This window comes from Candidatus Nitrosocosmicus oleophilus (assembly GCF_000802205.1).
Taxonomy (GTDB): domain Archaea; phylum Thermoproteota; class Nitrososphaeria; order Nitrososphaerales; family Nitrososphaeraceae; genus Nitrosocosmicus; species Nitrosocosmicus oleophilus.
In genome coordinates, this window is the sequence record NZ_CP012850.1 from 1,496,241 (window position 1) to 1,510,062 (window position 13,822).

Here is a 13,822-nt window from a genome sequence, read left to right on the forward strand (position 1 = left end):
TTTAGAATTTGTTACCAGCCTAGTATTTCAGCGGTCTTTTTGGCAGCATCATCCAGAGCTTGTTTAGGTGCTTTTATGTTGAAATAGACTTCATCGATAGCCTGTTTCAAGTTCTCAGCTATTTGAGGGTATTCTGGGATGTTTGGTCTACTATGAGCCTCCGGAATCATAGATATAAGCTTAGAGTAATAGGGTATAGTACTATTTAGTTGGGATGAATAGTTACCCTCGCCTATTGGTTTTTGAGTTGGAAGATAGCCTTCTTGTAGTAACATGGGGGTTAAAATCTCAGGATCCACCATTAGAGTCAGCAACTCCCATGCCAAATCCTTGTTCGGAGATGATTGAGGGATACTCAATATCCATCCACCCATCATTGTGGTGGTATTAACGTTTGAAGAAGGAGTAGGGAACAACGGAAGCATTCCAATCCTTTCATCCAGTGAGGTCCATTCATTTTTAGGGAAAGTACCTAACAACCATGATCCTTCTAGCATGACTGCAAACTTTTTATCTGCAAATTCCTGTCCCCAAAAGTGGTTAGGTTGAGGAGAAATACCTGCGTCTACTTGTTGTTTTAAGAATTCCAATGCCTTTACCCCCTCAGAGCTGTTGAATACTGGATACCAGTACGAACCCTTAGTAGGATGATTGTCTCTTTGTTCAAGGATTTGACCGCCTAGCATCCATAAATATGGATACCACATATCAGGAGAATGAGCAGCTCCAACTAGATGTACTCCCTGTATTCCACGGTCTTTTAAAAAATCATTTAACTTCTTGGCTGATTCGATATACCCATTCCATGTAGTCAAATTCTCTGGATCAACCCCTGCTTCTTTGAGAAGATCTTTCCAATACCACATTGCTCGAACATCAGTCCAAGACCAAATACCATAGGTTTTATTTTCATATTTTCCTCCTTCCCAATTGGTTGGATACCATTCATTTGCTCTTCCCCAATCGTTTGCTTTATCAGTAATATCGGTAAGAAAACCGCCCTGTGCAAATTCTCCAAGCCAAATTTGATCAACAGATATCAAATCTAAGGGAGTTTGTCCTGCCATAGAGGTCAAGATCTGTGTTCTGGTTGCGTCATATGGCAATACACGATAATCAACCTTAATGTCTAATTCTGGATGGTTTTGCTTTAATTTGTCCAATGCCTTTTCAAATAGAATATCCCATCTTTCCTTAGGTTCTGCTACAATCGCTGTAAGTGTAACTTGTTTTTGGGCCTGCCCATACACCTCCAGGTAATTGTTTTGTAGAAAAAAAGTTACAAAGACTAATAAAACTAGTATAGAAATTGAATGCACATATATTTTCATTAGCCTTATAAGTACCTCAACTTTTTTAAGTATTACTCAATTTCTAAGACTCATCTTATCAACCGACCTCAAAGTTTGATATTGCCTCCCCTGTATTTCTGAGTCGGATTATATCATATTAGGAAAACTGCTTTTGATGTTTCAGTCTATTCTAGTTCCTTCGTCGTCAAAAAAATGCATCTTTGAATATTCAATACCTATTTCTATTTTATCGCCCACATGAAAAGGATTCAAAATTTTATTGATAGTAACCAGTAAACTATCTGATCCAATTTTTACTTCAACTGTTATGTCATCGCCAAGCATTTCAATAAAGACAACAATTCCATCCAACCTGATTCCAGTAAAAACGTCCGTTTCCTTGATAATAATTACATCTCTTGGTCTTATCCCAACAATGAATTTTGTAGTTAGCTTTTTTTCAAGTAGTGTTTTATCAACAGGCTGGATAATGATTGGCTGTGAGAACAAAAATAAGGATTTATCTTTGATAGACCCATTGATCAAATTCATCTGAGGATTACCAATAAATTGTCCAACAAATGTATTCGTAGGGTGATGATAGACTTCCGTAGGAGTTCCAATCTGCTGGATATTACCATTTTTCATGATAGCTATTCTGTCTGCCATACTCATGGCTTCAACTTGGTCATGTGTAATATACAGAGTAGTTATTCCAATTTTCTTTTGTAGTTTTTTTATCTCAGTTCTCATGTGCGTTCGAAGCTTTGCATCCAAATTGCTTAGCGGTTCATCCATAAGAAATAGTTTGGGTTCTCTTACCAAAGCTCTACCAAGTGCAACTCTTTGCATTTGTCCACCACTCAATTCCTTTGGTTTTCTGTCAAGGAGATCTTTTATTCCTAATAGCTCAGCCATTTTGATGACCTTTTCTTCTATATCAGATTTGGATTTCTTTCTCATTTTTAGTGGAAATGCAATGTTATCATGAATAGACATATGTGGATACAATGCATAGTTTTGAAAAACCATTGCTACGTCTCTATCCTTTGGAGATAATTCATTTACCTTTTTATTTCCCAAATAAATTTGTCCATTTGAGGGATCTATTAACCCTGCGATGCACCTAATAGCCGTAGTCTTCCCACAACCTGATGGCCCCAACAACACCATCAATTCACCTGACTTTATATAGATACTAAATTTATCTAATGCTGTCGTCTCTCCGTACTTTTTAGTAAGGTTTTCTATTTTGAGATCGACCATGTCTTATTTATCCTTGTGTATATCACAATTTACCCTACATAAAGAATTACATGGGAAAAAACATGATAAAGGACTTGTTTCCTTTGTATATACACGTCATATATAACTAATAAAACAAGAAAAACCCTATAAAGCCAGTCCTTATATCTCATGATTTTCATCGAATTAGATACATACTTTAGTAATCACTGCCATGTTACATTGTTTGGGCTCATGATATCATCTTTCAAATATTTCATAGATTTGAAAACAAATACTTTTACGTTAAATTAATTACCGAATTAATTATTATTCATAATTTTTTTTCTGTCTATGATACCCTGATGTTTGTACTTGTTGAATAACCATAAACATGCTAAAGAGAAAAATTCAAAACACCCAGTGATTTGAAGAGGTAGAATTCATCTTAAAAAATCGCTAGAGATTCATCTCTACTTTATTGTTCTTATTTTCACATTACAGTGTTTTTTCTTTGTTGTACTCTTCGCCCAGGTCTTTGTCAGTATCTTTGACTTTATTAACAACGGCTTTTGTTCCAGCCTTTACCTTATCAACTGCTTCATCTAGAATACTTTCAGATTCATCCTGAGGCCTTTCGTTTTTATTATAATCGTCTGTTATATCCACAAGGTTTTCACCCCGATTCTCTACCTTTTTGTTATTCTGATTTTCAGACATTTCACAATAGATTGTATAACACAGTATAAATAATCAATACAATTGTTATCTATTTTCTCAGATCATTTGTATTCCAGCTATCCATCCAAACCTTGAAGAAATTGGTAACCCTGATTTGTAAAATAGTACTAAACTATGTCATCTATTTAATGGGTGTACATCAAAAAAAGTTCTATGAGCAAATACTCACAACCGTTCCTATTTGAAAGGGACAATAAAACAGGTATATTTATGCTAAGGTAGCTGATTTTGCCTTACTTGCTGATTGGGAATTATCCCTTCGGATCTTTTATATCGATAATTATTTAAAATAATAAGTTCAAATTCACGCTATTTTACTAATCACATTTCACACTTGTCTATACCTGCGGATTTCATTGATTGAATTTAATTGTAACCTAACGAGCGGTTATCACGATAAAAGAGACTCATCTCAGACCGAGTGATCGATTTGTATTTGATCTTACATGTAATAAATAAAAGAAAATTAAATATGATAGTTAGGTTTGTTTTTCTATTTTTGTTAATAGTATATCAGATTTAGTTATGGGCTTGAGCCATTAACTACGTCTTGAATCCCTTCTAACACATTTCCTGTAGCATTGGAGAGGGCTTCTCCTGTTTCATTCACTGCCTTTCCTAATCCTTCAGTTACATTGCCTGCAGCTTCACCGGTTTCATTCACTGCACCTTGTGCGTATTCTCCAGTTTCATTAGCGTCTTCAGTGACATTTTGTGCAAAGGCGTTGACACCTGCAGTTCCAACTAAAAGAGTTAGAGCACCAATTATAGTGAACAATATATTATTATTCATTGATTAAGACTGATTAACATACCATTTAAGCTTTACATATTTAGAACGCACATTTTAGATGGAAATTTTTTGATCAACTATGTTTGCGTTAAACCCTTCTAACCGTCTATCAAATCGATTATCCTGTAAATAATAATTTTGCACAAATTGAACTATCCTATTCTTATGGATTCCGTGTTGATATTTGAATAGTAATATGTCCAATACTATATCCACCGATCTCACTTCATTTTTAATATTTAGAAGTTAAGATATAAGGAAATGTAAATTTCTATATAAAATTTAAAAATGTTTGTAATACTTTGGTGAACTTTCGGGATACTGATACATCAATCCATGTCCTGCATCCTTAATTTGTATAATCGATATCAAAGGGATTTTTTCAACCAGTGAAAAAGCAGCTTTAGGTGTAGTAATTATGTCCTCTGTACCGATCAAAACTAAAGTTGGCTGAGTAATCAATGAAGGTGAACTGTAAATTCCATCCCATCCAACAATTGCTTGTGCTTGTTTTTGCGTAGTTTCAATAGATACAGTGCTCTTGAGAAGAGGAAATTGATTTATAAAGTTAGGATTGTCCAGGAGCCATGGAGAAGGAAAAAAAACGAAAGTATTTGTCTGGCTTGTTCTTCAGGAGTGCCAGAAACTCCTCCCAATGTTTGCATTAATTCCGCACTTGAAGGAACAGCTTTGTCTCCACCAGGTCCTGAGCCATACAGTACAAGACTATTAACTTTATCTGGATATGAGAGGGCCATTTCCGTTGCGATATATGCACCCATTGACCACCCGATAACATTTGCTTTCTCTATATCAATTGAATTTAGCAAAACTGCAGCGTCCTTGGCTAGCTGCTTAATTGAGTAGTCTTTGGTCCCGGTTGAAGAGTTACCCGTACCCCTATTATTGTAAATTATAACGCTACTATTAGACTGAGCAAGCTCGTTTAGCATTTTAGGCGGCCACATGTCCATAGTTATTCGTAGTCCAGCAATGAAAAGGAGGGGAGTATTCTCATTACTACCGTTAATGTTCTTGGACTTGAGAATTTTGTATTCTATTTCTATATCATCTACTGTGGACTTTTTTATAGGAAAACTGTCTATTATTTCCCTCGCTTGAGATTCATTAGACAAGTCTTTGTCCTCCAAATATTGTATATATGTTGTGTAAAATCATAGATAATATAGAAAGTAACACAAATTTTAGTGAAAATAGTATACTCTTGTTAGTTTTATTAATTATTTGATTCAATGTAAGCATAGTGCTGTGAGTATAAGAACATTATGGGGTTGCTTATCTCCATTCAGATAAAGTGATCGTCTCTAACCAGCAAGAGAACGAACCAAAGATCTCCATTCTTTATTTTGCACTTTTTCATATTTTGTTGTTTCCTAGGGATTGTAAACGATGGAATGATTGTAGCCCTAATACATCTCATACAGAATACAAGCCATTAATTAGAGTCGATGTTCTCATAATGTAGCATTTTGTCTATATCTAAATATCTAATCGCAATTTTTTTCAGTATCCGAGAGAATGCATAATTGAAATTTAAAGTCTTGAAAAATACTAAATAAATGGTAACATATAATTCAAATACTTTATTATTTGTATATTACATACATATGCATCAAGCCTTCGTGTAAAATGATATTAAAACTTTCATCAGCTAAGTGGTATTGCCTCTTTCTTTCTAAACTCTAATTCATTGATACCATCTGGTGTAATTTGGTAATTTTCCCCATCTTCAGAATGTATAAGACTTTGAGCAATCAAATCTTCGATTGCCTGATCTAGTAAGGGAAACATACTATTGTCTATGGAATCCATTAATTCTCCAATACTAGTTGAAGAATTTTCAGGGTCTAACTTTGTTGATAATTTCTCTAAGACAAACCCCTCAACATTGTGAAGAGAGTTTGCCTCATCATTAGAACTGGATGTTTTATCCATGATCATAAGTGCGTGCTACGCTTAAATTCTTATCTTTGTTGTTTGAGTAAGATATTATGATCAAGAAGAATAATAGGCTAAAATAAGATATACATCTCGTTTAAGAAGATCACGGTATGATTTCTATCAATGAAATATTATTAGTAATAATGTAGATGTAATGTGGCGCTTAATATCTCAAATTAAACCAAAACAGTTTTTAACCACATTCTAGAAATTCGTTGAATATTCCTGATCAAATTCCAATAATAATTCTTGTCATTAAGCTTGGGTTTAGACAAATAATATATATTGTTAAACTCTCCCTGCCCATTACGATAAAAGCACTTTTAAAAGGGTCCTACCAATGATGAAGAAAAAATTGGTAGAATCTTAATCTTCATTCAAAATAATAAAAGGAAATTTGTACATGGTCGCTCTATTTGTATACTATAGTCTTTAATAACAAGGGAAAATTGTACAAAAAGACTTGGATTTTTTTTGATTTTTTACAGATCAAAAGAAAAGCAGCAGAACGAAAAAAAACAGAGAATTTGTCAATTTCTCGATTAAAGTGGGAGATATATGGACTCTAACGCTGTTTTAAAATTATGCGGAATCCTCTCTCTATGGGTATCAAAAAAGATAGAACAGGATTTACGATTAAAAACTAACTATCTGTGCCCCATATTCGTCTGAGTTTTCTTATCGCATTTGCTTGGTCTTACGCTGAATCAATACATGTGTATATCTTGTCGTTAAATTGATGAATTTTCGTTCTAACCTATATATGAAACCTGACATTCGGAGAAAAAAATGCAATTTTGCCAGTGATTTAGGTCAGATTTTTTGTAGTTTCAACTAAGGCTTATATTGTAGTAGAATCCATAATACGGCATCTTGAATTGATATTTTGTAACTTTTTTATTATTAGAAATTTATTAACCTATTAATTTACATGGAGTAAAGAAGATTCATGAGCAATCGTCAGATGATTCCTACTACGCAAAAATGATTCTTATGTCAACCATTTTCTATATTAATGGACCCTGTAATCAGTGTTACAAAACTTATTTGTCATTTGTTAGTTATTATTTTCATTATTGTCTAAAGTGGGTTCTGTTTTTCTGTATCCAAATATTGTTATTTTTCAAAACCATCCTTACAAAGCTGCCTTGATTAATTTAAGAATGGTGTATTCGTGATAACTGTTCTGACCTCTAACAACCTCTTTCGTAAAGTCATGATATTTATATTCGCAGCAGTAGCAATTTTTGCCTGTGATATCTTCTGTCTATGCTTTCTGCAGGTAATATAAAGAATGGCTGCAGCCAAGGATAGTGAATTTTTCCCTGAGAATAGGCTTTCATTTTGAATTGCCAATAGCATATCAATAGACTCTCTTACTGTTCTCTCATGGATGTTAGCAACATCAGCAATTTTCCGAATAAAAATCGAAGGCTTAAATTGGACTTGGATTATTTTCAACTCTCTTATAAGGAGCCTATAGCATCTTCCAGCAAAGATCTCGTTTGCTTCTACTATTTGCGAAATTTCTGTCAACGTTCGGGGAATACTGGAACTTTTACATACTACATAAACACATGCAACTATCAATTCCTTGATAGACCTTCCTTTTATCAGTCCCCGATCAAGAGCCTTTTTGTAATACAAAAGTGCTTCCTCTATACAGGCTGAGGTTAAGGACAATTTGTCTTTTATCCGGTCTAACAGATCTAAAACTATTTTTAGATTTCTCTTTCTATTGGAACAACTTACTATTTTATGAAGGAATTCGATCTTATTGTGTTCCTTTCTGCTAGAAAAGCTTTTCGGGCTTTTAGTACTATAATCTGCAATAGCAGTTGACATTCCATTGACATTTAGGATTATGGAACGTGGAGATCCCGTATTAGTATCACTTTTATATTTACAAAAATTGATATCTAATTCCGTATCATATAGTTTGTCCTGGACGACTATACCACAGAGCTTACAGATCTTTTCACCATTCTCATAGTCATAAATAACAGAATGTTGATGCGACTGAATCTGTGATTGTAAATCTCTAACATTTTTAACAAATAAAATATTAGACAATATCTACCTTTAAGCAATATTCTATAACTAGTGGTTGTTTACAAATTTGAGATTTAATGCTCATCAATTACAAATGGATACGGATAGTTACATGTGCTATCCAGCGATTATTTGGATGTCTTTAGTGGCCCAAAAGGATCATTTAGCATCTCCAGGTAAGGTAGCTCATTATAATATTGTACAATCTGCCTGTGCCATAGGTATAGTACCTGTCTCAAGGTGGCATTCTATCCGTACTTAATGATTGTAACTTTAGTCACTTCTATCTTTCAGAAGAATAAACGTTATTCTCCCAAAATTGGTCTTGAATCAACATTCTCTAAATCAACCATTGGTGACCACTCGAAGAAGGAATAGTTAAGATCCTAGTACGGATAATAATTTATCCCTTGTCATAGGTTTAAATTTAGTTACCTTTTTTGTGATATTCAATCTAGCGGTAAGCTGGATGGAGAGGTAGCACCCTTACCTTCATCATAATTATTTTGCGCCCATATCTGTCCGCCGTGTGCATCAATGATGCTCTGCAATATACAGCCCTAACCCAGTGTCCCGATCTGATTTAGTGGTAAATTTTGTAACTAGTCGTGGGAGAATATCTGAACCTATACCTTTACCTCTGTCTCTTACGGATACCACTACCATCATCTTCATAATATCTTCATCCTTGTTTTCCGGCTTTGTTATATTGCCTTCTTTGTGCTGATGTCGAAGATGTATATGTGTTTCCCCATTATCACATGTAACTGTATCTTGTGTTTCTTTGCTTACCGAGGTCAATCAATGATGTCATACTTGATAAATATTATGGTATGTCTATTTAAATTATGATAATTAATATTGGTCATGAGTAACAACAATATTGACTGGAACGATGTTATTAAAAAAGAGGCAAGAGGTATAAACGACGCTGACCTCGGAGAAGTACAGGAAATTCGACTGGATAATGTTATTACTAAAGCTGGTGTAGTGGACAAAGAAGTATATTCAATTCCTAAAAACCTAGTCGATAGATATGATGGACATAATTTGTGGTTTAGGGTAACAAAGGAAGACGCTGAGAACATCTACAAGATAAAAGATTAGATAATAAATAAATTACAGTTTCTTCTTTGGGTAATTAAAAAATATTATTGGAAGATAAATTAATTATCCATTGTAGGGATTTGAAATGTATTAATTTTCGATTTCACATCTTTATATTTAAACAAAACTTACACCTAACTTATTTTCTCTTGCGTGACTGTTTGTCATATGATGATCGTAGGGGAAATTGGAATCGAATTGGTCCATGTGACATGATCGTATAAAATTTCATAATGTAGTTATTGAGAAGATAATAAAGTAACAAAACTCAGTCAAATTTATTTCAGATTTCACCGAACTCGATAACTATTCTGGAAACCATACAGATACAGTAAAATACAAATTCTTGATATTCAAATTGTATTGAAAAAAATGGGAAGTTATAGGTTAAGAGTTTAGTAACTAGTTTGCTTTTATTGTATTAGCCATGCAGTCTCCTAGTTGTGGGTTGAGATTACTAGGTAACTTTATCCATCCTTCAGGACAATCCCTTTCTTTCTGTTTGAATATTGTTGCATCAACTTCACTAATAGTTATAAAAGTACTCATCATCAGGGCCAATGCAACTACTATTGCTATCGAGGCAACTACTATTCTTTTGTTTTTGTTCTTGTTTTTGAGAGTTGTTATTCTCATATAATTCAAACATACAAATAATTATATTGAAATTGCTAACTAATTGCAATACTCTAATACTCTAGCAACATTAGAAAATGATTTAGATATTTCTAACAAGAAAGATTACTGGGGATCAAAATTAGATTCTACATGCATTTCTTTATCTACATACATATATGTAGTCTGATATTTGGTAAATGTAAGTGGTTAGTTCTTTTGCATAGTTAAATCATTAATAAATTTATAAAGGAATATTCAGCTTAATCGTAATCTTTATTGACAAATCAATAATTGTATTTATCATATTTGGCTACGCAGAATACAAATTCTATAAAACTTTAAATGAATAACAAATATGATTTAATTATTTGATATGGATATCAAACCACAGAATGTATTAGATTATCACGGTGACAACGCCATATTTATGGTTTGGAATTTGAAGAAAGATCTAGACGTCAAAGATTGTTTTAAGAGGATTAGTAAACTTGTTATTAATCTTAATAATTCAGCAGATAACCGCTTTCCTGATTCCGGGGCAAGCTGCGTAATGGGGATCGGATATGATGCGTGGCTTCGACTAAATCTCCCTGCTCCACTTCCTAAAGAATTAGAGAACTTTATGCCTATTGTAGGTGAAAAGCACACGGCGGTTGCTTCCAAAGGAGATTTGCATTTTCATATCAGAGGTATTGGTAGCAGTATGTGTTATGATATGGCACATGCATTATCCGACGTTCTGGGAACGGTGGCTTCAAGCACAGAAGAAATCCATGGTTTCAGATATTGGGACGCTCGTTCCATTTTAGGTTTTGTTGATGGTACAGAAAATCCTCATGAACAGGAACGGGCAATCTTTGGTTTGGTTGGGAATGATGATCCTGTCTATAAAGGGGGAAGTTATCTTTTTGTTCAAAAATACATTCACGACTTGAATGCATTTGAAAAATTATCTACTGAGGAACAGGAAAGGGTAATTGGCAGGTATAAAATGAACGATATCGAAATGCCAGATAATATTAAACCCTCAAATTCTCATATTGCTTTGACCAATGTTGGCGACGAATTCAAGATTATTCGAGATAACATGCCTTTTGGGAACATATCCACCAATGAAATGGGCACATATTTTATCGCATATGCCAGCACATTCAGCACTGTAAAGAAAATGCTTAACAATATGTTTATTGGTTCTCCAAAAGGAAATCATGATAGGTTATTGGATTTCAGCACACCTAAAACAGGGACTCTATTTTTTGTTCCAACATTCGATATGTTAGATGACTTTTCATCGAGTTAAATCATAGTTTTTAGTCCCAAGACTTTGTTTTAACTTGAGTTCAATAAATGATAGAGAAATTGGTATGGTGATATGTATTTGGGTTTTTTTTAAGTGAATTAAGGATATAAACAATCTTTTCTTGTAGAGTCTTTTTGTTTGTTTATTGATTATGTAATTCTACAAACTTTTGTCATTTTTCTAGTACACCAATAATGGTGGGATTGTCATTTGATGAGAATATGTAAATACATGTCCACATCTTTGACTCAACCGAATAGGATCTGATAGCAACCATTACCATATTAGCTCCCTGAAAGGCGACATACTAGAATATCATAGTGGGAATTTGGAAATCGATCCTGCCACGCTTATCATATTCATCAGTACTCTTAGAACAGCATGAGAAAATGAAGGGCATAGTGGATAAGAAACCAACTAACCCAGATAATTTTTTAGTTTGCTGCATCGCTGCTATCTCTTCAGTTTTGACAGGAGACTGTTGTCCCACTTCAGTTGGGTTTCTCGACCCACTTGGATCTCCACTCTGGTGGTTCGAATGGATCTCCAAAGTAGAGTGTTTCATGTGCGATTTTTTCATCAATGAACTCCATGATGCAGGCTACATTAACTGGACGTCCATCATAAGTAATAATATATTCAGTTACCCATAGAGTTCCTTCTCCACGTGTTCTCAGGACCTTAAATCCAAGTTTAGCAGGATAATGTTTTCTGAGTTCGTATAAGTTTTTTTTACCAGAGATTCGTTCGCCAGACTGAGGAAATTCAACTATGACGTCGTCACGATAAATCTCGTGTGACTTGTCTATATCTATACCTGTGAACTCCCAGTGGCGATCCAGTGCTGTACGTATTTCTAGATTGCCCAATCTACTCTTAAATTATTTGAAAAGCCTAGATTATTAGGTTTCTCATCCATTCCAAACGCCGATGAAGAATGGAAAATTCGACCTAGTGTTGGAAGTAGCGAGCATTTAGTCCTGCCTTTGAGGTAGCGTCTCTTTAAGTAAGCATCGTCTAAAAATCATAAGAATCATATGTGTACCTAAATTATTCTACCCTCACCGAAATAGTTATTGCACTTTGTGTCTCTCTTCTGTTTTACAAACGACCTGCTAACCATTATTGTTATTACATATCACCATATTTTTGAAATGAGAGTTCCCATAGCCTTGGCTGTTAAATCCAGAAGAATGTAAACCCAAACCATTATCATAAATATCTAACCAGTTTGTTCATACTGGTGATTTGATACGTTTTATTTTTTCGATTAAATCAAACTAAATTGGTGTTGCTCTATGCTGTCATAAAATTGATTTCAGCAAATATAATTAAAAATTATACTCTGATTCATCATATTTAGATACCTGTCCACAGCTAGGACAACTTTCAAGATTTGAGAAATGTCTATGAAAATGATGTTCTTCCAATCGATATATGTTAGAAATATGATTAAAATCACACTGTTTGCATTTTATCCTAAGTGTCATAATACATATGAGAAGGCATAGTACTTTAGTCTTTTTTGTGAGAAGACTTTTGAGAATTGTTTCTCCAGGTTTTCTGATTTAACATTTAGAAAAACACCTCATAAACTCATTTGATATTAATTATTATTTTGGGATCTTACAAGGGGTGACTCGTGTTAGAGTCTAATATTAAATAAAACTATCGAGGTTATTGAAATCGACTAATTCATTATGAGGAATTCATAGATCTGTAAATCCTCCTAGCGAACACGATCTTAATTTGGATTTTTATTTGTATCTCTCAAATATAATGGGGTAGATGAGAATATACGGAGCCTTTAGGTTGGTTTTCCAAGTTTGTTAGTTACATAATTAGGGTTTTAGCTTCAAGATTTCCTTTTCTTATCTCATTTCTTAACGCATGTTTTACTATCCATTGAGTGTCAGCATTTTGAGACTCTGACCATTTTTTTAATACCTCAAATCCAATGTTATAGTTATCTTTTAGAATATCGTTGAGGTTATTGGCTACCGATTTCTTGACAAACAATGATTCGTCCTGTTTTAGATTCTCGAGTATGGGTAGGATTGGTTTCGGATCTAAGATAAATTGGTCCATCTTTTTTGCCCATGGAAGTCTTGGTCTGATACCTTCAGAAGATAACCTTCTTACATGAACGTTTTTACTTTGTGACCATTTAAACATTAACGATGTCATTTTTTCTGGATATTTTACAAGAAAAGGACGTACTGCATATTCTCCAGTATGTCGTTGTGTTATTTGATAGATTGCATTAGTTGATATCTCAAATTCGTCAGTACCATACTTTTCTATAAGAAATGCTAATGGCATGATCCAGTAACCATCTCTAAACATTCCAGTCTCATTTTGATTCGGAGGTCCAAGAATGCTCATAATTAGATTTACCGCTTCTTTGTAATCCATGGGAAGAAATTCATGTAATGTGTCAGCAATTACCTCAACACGACCCTTTAGTTCCAAATTTGTTATCTTTTTATCCACTGTATCGATAAATTTTTGTTTTTGAAACTTTGGATATTTTTTGTAAACTTTATCTGCAAGAAGTTTCGCTAGGTCTCTACCATAGTAAGATTTTAATTTAGTATATTCTGTCATATATTTTCATTTCGCCTTTCTAGTTGAATTCCCATTTTCCATAACCAATAACACAATTTATGAGTATTGCGAAAATGACGACAAATTTGCTTCATATAGAATCTCAGATGCCACTATTTATGATAA

14 protein-coding genes are annotated in these 13,822 nt (G+C 33.9%); 2 read left to right on the plus strand and 12 right to left on the minus strand.

Annotation, left to right across the window (positions count from 1 at the left end):
• Nucleotides 1–11 precede the first annotated feature (11 nt).
• The 9 genes from NMY3_RS07230 to NMY3_RS07270 all read right to left on the minus strand — a co-directional run bounded on the left by NMY3_RS07230 (nt 12) and on the right by NMY3_RS07270 (nt 8,865).
• A complete protein-coding gene (locus NMY3_RS07230) occupies nt 12–1,331 on the minus strand; it encodes an extracellular solute-binding protein (RefSeq protein ID WP_196818236.1) in 1,320 nt (439 codons plus the stop codon).
• A 141-nt stretch (nt 1,332–1,472) separates the two neighbouring features.
• Complete coding sequence (locus tag NMY3_RS07235; protein ID WP_196818237.1) at nt 1,473–2,558, minus strand: ABC transporter ATP-binding protein; 1,086 nt, start codon at nt 2,556–2,558, stop codon at nt 1,473–1,475.
• Between the two features lie 456 nt (nt 2,559–3,014).
• Nucleotides 3,015–3,236 carry a hypothetical protein gene (locus NMY3_RS07240; RefSeq protein WP_196818238.1) on the minus strand — a complete coding sequence of 74 codons (222 nt, stop codon included), beginning with the start codon at nt 3,234–3,236 and terminating at the stop codon, nt 3,015–3,017.
• A gap of 544 nt (nt 3,237–3,780) precedes the next feature.
• The gene (locus NMY3_RS07245) at nt 3,781–4,050 is read right to left on the minus strand and encodes a hypothetical protein (RefSeq protein ID WP_196818239.1); all 270 of its coding nucleotides are present in this window, start codon (nt 4,048–4,050) and stop codon (nt 3,781–3,783) included.
• Nucleotides 4,051–4,332: 282 nt separating this feature from the next.
• Entirely contained in the window at nt 4,333–4,512 is a 180-nt protein-coding gene (locus NMY3_RS07250; protein ID WP_196818240.1) for an alpha/beta fold hydrolase, read from the minus strand.
• A 98-nt stretch (nt 4,513–4,610) separates the two neighbouring features.
• On the minus strand, nt 4,611–5,186 hold the full coding sequence (locus tag NMY3_RS07255; protein ID WP_196818241.1) for an alpha/beta fold hydrolase: 576 nt from the start codon (nt 5,184–5,186) through the stop codon (nt 4,611–4,613).
• Nucleotides 5,187–5,718: 532 nt separating this feature from the next.
• Nucleotides 5,719–6,006, minus strand: coding sequence for a hypothetical protein (locus NMY3_RS07260; RefSeq protein ID WP_196818242.1), 288 nt, complete (start codon nt 6,004–6,006; stop codon nt 5,719–5,721).
• A 1,158-nt stretch (nt 6,007–7,164) separates the two neighbouring features.
• Complete coding sequence (locus NMY3_RS07265) at nt 7,165–8,085, minus strand: transcription initiation factor IIB (protein ID WP_196818243.1); 921 nt, start codon at nt 8,083–8,085, stop codon at nt 7,165–7,167.
• 513 nt (nt 8,086–8,598) lie between these two features.
• On the minus strand, nt 8,599–8,865 hold the full coding sequence (locus NMY3_RS07270; RefSeq protein WP_196818244.1) for an ATP-binding protein: 267 nt from the start codon (nt 8,863–8,865) through the stop codon (nt 8,599–8,601).
• A gap of 66 nt (nt 8,866–8,931) precedes the next feature.
• On the opposite strand from NMY3_RS07270, the gene NMY3_RS07275 reads away from it, so the two are divergent.
• Entirely contained in the window at nt 8,932–9,171 is a 240-nt protein-coding gene (locus tag NMY3_RS07275) for a hypothetical protein (protein ID WP_196818245.1), read from the plus strand.
• 402 nt (nt 9,172–9,573) lie between these two features.
• Here the strand turns inward: NMY3_RS07275 and NMY3_RS07280 are convergent, their stop codons facing one another.
• On the minus strand, nt 9,574–9,807 hold the full coding sequence (locus tag NMY3_RS07280; RefSeq protein ID WP_196818246.1) for a hypothetical protein: 234 nt from the start codon (nt 9,805–9,807) through the stop codon (nt 9,574–9,576).
• 355 nt (nt 9,808–10,162) lie between these two features.
• Here NMY3_RS07280 and NMY3_RS07285 point away from each other — a divergent pair, with 355 nt between their 5' ends.
• Complete coding sequence (locus NMY3_RS07285) at nt 10,163–11,089, plus strand: Dyp-type peroxidase (RefSeq protein WP_196818247.1); 927 nt, start codon at nt 10,163–10,165, stop codon at nt 11,087–11,089.
• 307 nt (nt 11,090–11,396) lie between these two features.
• Here the strand turns inward: NMY3_RS07285 and NMY3_RS07290 are convergent, their stop codons facing one another.
• A complete protein-coding gene (locus tag NMY3_RS07290; protein WP_196818248.1) occupies nt 11,397–11,654 on the minus strand; it encodes a hypothetical protein in 258 nt (85 codons plus the stop codon).
• 1,268 nt (nt 11,655–12,922) lie between these two features.
• Nucleotides 12,923–13,696, minus strand: a complete 774-nt coding sequence (locus tag NMY3_RS07295; RefSeq protein WP_196818249.1) for a DNA alkylation repair protein — start codon at nt 13,694–13,696, stop codon at nt 12,923–12,925.
• Nucleotides 13,697–13,822 lie beyond the last annotated feature (126 nt).

What these genes read in the sequence shown, in the direction of transcription:
- NMY3_RS07260 (WP_196818242.1), bottom strand. Translation starts at nt 6,006, where the DNA reads ATGGATAAAACATCCAGTTCTAATGATGAGGCAAACTCTCTTCACAAT.
- NMY3_RS07275 (WP_196818245.1), top strand. Translation starts at nt 8,932, where the DNA reads ATGAGTAACAACAATATTGACTGGAACGATGTTATTAAAAAAGAGGCA.
- NMY3_RS07230 (WP_196818236.1), bottom strand. Translation starts at nt 1,331, where the DNA reads ATGAAAATATATGTGCATTCAATTTCTATACTAGTTTTATTAGTCTTT.
- NMY3_RS07285 (WP_196818247.1), top strand. Translation starts at nt 10,163, where the DNA reads ATGGATATCAAACCACAGAATGTATTAGATTATCACGGTGACAACGCC.
- NMY3_RS07235 (WP_196818237.1), bottom strand. Translation starts at nt 2,558, where the DNA reads ATGGTCGATCTCAAAATAGAAAACCTTACTAAAAAGTACGGAGAGACG.
- NMY3_RS07290 (WP_196818248.1), bottom strand. Translation starts at nt 11,654, where the DNA reads ATGAAACACTCTACTTTGGAGATCCATTCGAACCACCAGAGTGGAGAT.
- NMY3_RS07240 (WP_196818238.1), bottom strand. Translation starts at nt 3,236, where the DNA reads ATGTCTGAAAATCAGAATAACAAAAAGGTAGAGAATCGGGGTGAAAAC.
- NMY3_RS07280 (WP_196818246.1), bottom strand. Translation starts at nt 9,807, where the DNA reads ATGAGAATAACAACTCTCAAAAACAAGAACAAAAACAAAAGAATAGTA.
- NMY3_RS07245 (WP_196818239.1), bottom strand. Translation starts at nt 4,050, where the DNA reads ATGAATAATAATATATTGTTCACTATAATTGGTGCTCTAACTCTTTTA.
- NMY3_RS07295 (WP_196818249.1), bottom strand. Translation starts at nt 13,696, where the DNA reads ATGACAGAATATACTAAATTAAAATCTTACTATGGTAGAGACCTAGCG.